Below are 2,606 nucleotides of genomic sequence, written 5' to 3'. Positions count from 1 at the left end.
ACCCTGCACAATGATTTTTTGAGCCACGTAATAACTTGTTCGTAATCTAAACCCCGGTAGGGGTGATATTTTTGTAGCCAGTGGCCTCAGCCACTGGTTTAGTAAATTATCCGTTGATATGATTTTGGCGGTATTGTTGCTTTTTTTCTGCAACAATGCTGACAAAATCACAACGTATATTTCTTGTCAAAAACGCGCATTAGGTCATTGGGTTAAAATGTGAAACCATATCCCAGCCCTGTATTCTAAGATATATTATTTTCTTCCCTTAACCTGTATTGGTCAAGCCGGAATTTCTCCACACGTTGCCATAAATTTATCCATCAAAGTTTAGAAAGAAATTTTAAACTTTGATATTAGTTTTTAAATGATTAAGTTTAGTTCTCTTTCCTTTAAGTATTGAGAAACTTTATAGGTGACCTTTGATAAGAAAAAACTCCATTTTTAATAGCTCTTTATATGCTAATTTTTACAAATAATTTATCAGAAAACAGGAATGTTTTTATCATTTTCCTTTTCCTATTTTGTTCCTGTCAGGGAGAAGCAGAGAATAAATTACTTGAAGTAATAAAGGTTAAAGAATTAAAAATTAAGCCTGAAGTTCTGACCATACCTAATCCAGGTTATGTTCACTTGATAGAATCAGACTCAGGTCAATACCTTTTTTACCTGAATTCTAATTCAAAGAGTTTACAATTTATGAATATGGAAGATGGAAAAGTGGCCAATGAGATCCTATTTGAAAATGATGGGCTTAATAGTATGAGAAGGCGTTCAGGAATTGCAGGGCTGGAGGAGGATAAGGTTTGGGCAACGTTTAGGCCGCATGCTATTGGTTATTTCAATTATAGCGGCGAAATACTGTTTAAAAAGAAAATACCTTCTGGTGAGGTTGATATTACTTCTGTAAGATCGAACTTTCACAAGGAACTTCATCGCTACGAGGATAAGGTTTTTGGCATGCAACCGCTTTTTATGAATCATCATGGGATGAACAAAGATGACATCCAAAAACACTCTCTGGTCTATAGTTATGATATGGTTTCAGATCAGACAAAATGGTATGATGTATATTATGCTAAGGATTATTGGGATAGTGGGAAAAAACTATCTGATTTTTCATGGGTAAGAAGAGAGGACAAACTCTATATAGCTCCTTGGTACGACCATGAAATCCAAGTGTTTGATATGCAGAAGGAACAAGTAACTATTAAGGTGGAAGCTAAGTCAGACCATATCAATAGCTTTTATTATGTAAATGAGATTCCAGGCACACACGAAGAGGGATTATTAAACATTTTAAATAATGATCTATATGGAATAATTCTTTATGACAAGTACCGAGATTGTTTTTATCGTTTTTTTTATCCGGGATATACTGACGATGAAGAGTATGCTATAGATAAATTATGGATGCTAAGGCGTTCCAGGCCCTTTACAGGTGTGATGGTCTTGGACAAGGATTTGAATGTAATTGGTGAACATGTTTTTGATAAATTTCAAGTACATGCGTTTTCCAATGTATTTGTTGGAGAAGAAGGTTTATACCTCTCGCTTAACAATGAAAACAGTCCCGATTATGATGAGGATCATTTAAGATACATGGTGGTGCAATTTGAGGTGGGGAAATGAGAAAAATAAACATAATACTTGCATTAGTGATGGTTTTGACTTTTTTATCAGCCTGCCAGACTGATCAGGGCAAAGCCTATATGGAGCGATTAGGAATGGAAAGCGATCAATTTACCTCATTTGTTATTGTGCTGGACTATGGTTGTCACGCTTGTAAGGATCGGTTTTATGAATATGTCCTTGAAGCATTCCCCGAACATAGTGCGGTGATCTTTAAGCGCAAACCAGATCAAGCTACAGTTTTACCTTTGGTTGCTGAAAAGGATGAGAATCGGAATTGATTAGGCTGATAGAGGTTCCTGTTCAACCGCGTCCGAGGTTGTAGTGTTTGTTGTATGTACCCAATCCGTGGGTTACTACCCACGGTTATTATTGTTCAGGCCCTCCAGGCCTGGGATGATGAGTATAATAAGTTCAGAATTAACTTAATTATATAATATTCGGTGTGGGGATTGGCAATACTGGCTGAGGAATATCCCGTGGTTGCGGTGGCTGTGTTGTCTCCAGTGCTTTCACTGGCTCCGGTAATTGCGATATCTAAGTTGTCTCCGGTGGCTGAGCTTGCCGAAGCCGTCGAAGTCATCGAAGCCAGCCTGTCGTAGCCATCGAATCCAACTTGTAAAAGTCGTTGGAACCCGCGAGGTTAAAATTGCCCAGCCTTTTTAGAATCGCCCACGTTGATGAAGTAATTTTGACTAACGAATAAGCTTTCAGGGTTTGAAGTTTTGGAATGAGAACGGTTTATGGAATAGTGCCCTATTTTCCAGCCCTGCAGGGGCGAAATATCTCAGCCAAGGGTGTCAGCCCTTGGTGTGAAAATTATAGCGCTATCCTGATTTTGGCGGTATTGTTGCTCTTTTCTGCAACAATGCTGACAAAATCACAACTATTTCTAAAATGGCGAAATCCCTAAGCACAGGGTGGTACCCCTATGTTAAAATGCCAAATCAAATCTTAGCCTTGAAAGGTGTAAC

General features: G+C 38.1%; 2 protein-coding genes. Both read left to right on the top strand.

The genetic code is table 11. The annotated features are described in order from the left end of the window. The first annotated feature begins 459 nt into the window (after positions 1-459). Positions 460-1,632, top strand: coding sequence for a DUF4221 family protein (locus AC13EX_RS03375; RefSeq protein WP_482891536.1), 1,173 nt, complete (start codon positions 460-462; stop codon positions 1,630-1,632). Then, positions 1,629-1,913, top strand: a complete 285-nt coding sequence (locus AC13EX_RS03370) for a hypothetical protein (RefSeq protein ID WP_482891535.1) — start codon at positions 1,629-1,631, stop codon at positions 1,911-1,913. Before AC13EX_RS03375 ends, AC13EX_RS03370 begins: the two co-directional genes overlap by 4 nt. Positions 1,914-2,606 lie beyond the last annotated feature (693 nt).

The sequence above is a fragment of the Cyclobacterium sp. L-R genome (genome assembly GCF_056859355.1).
Note: the sequence above shows the minus strand (reverse complement) of the source record. Positions and strands in the feature narration are given on the sequence as shown.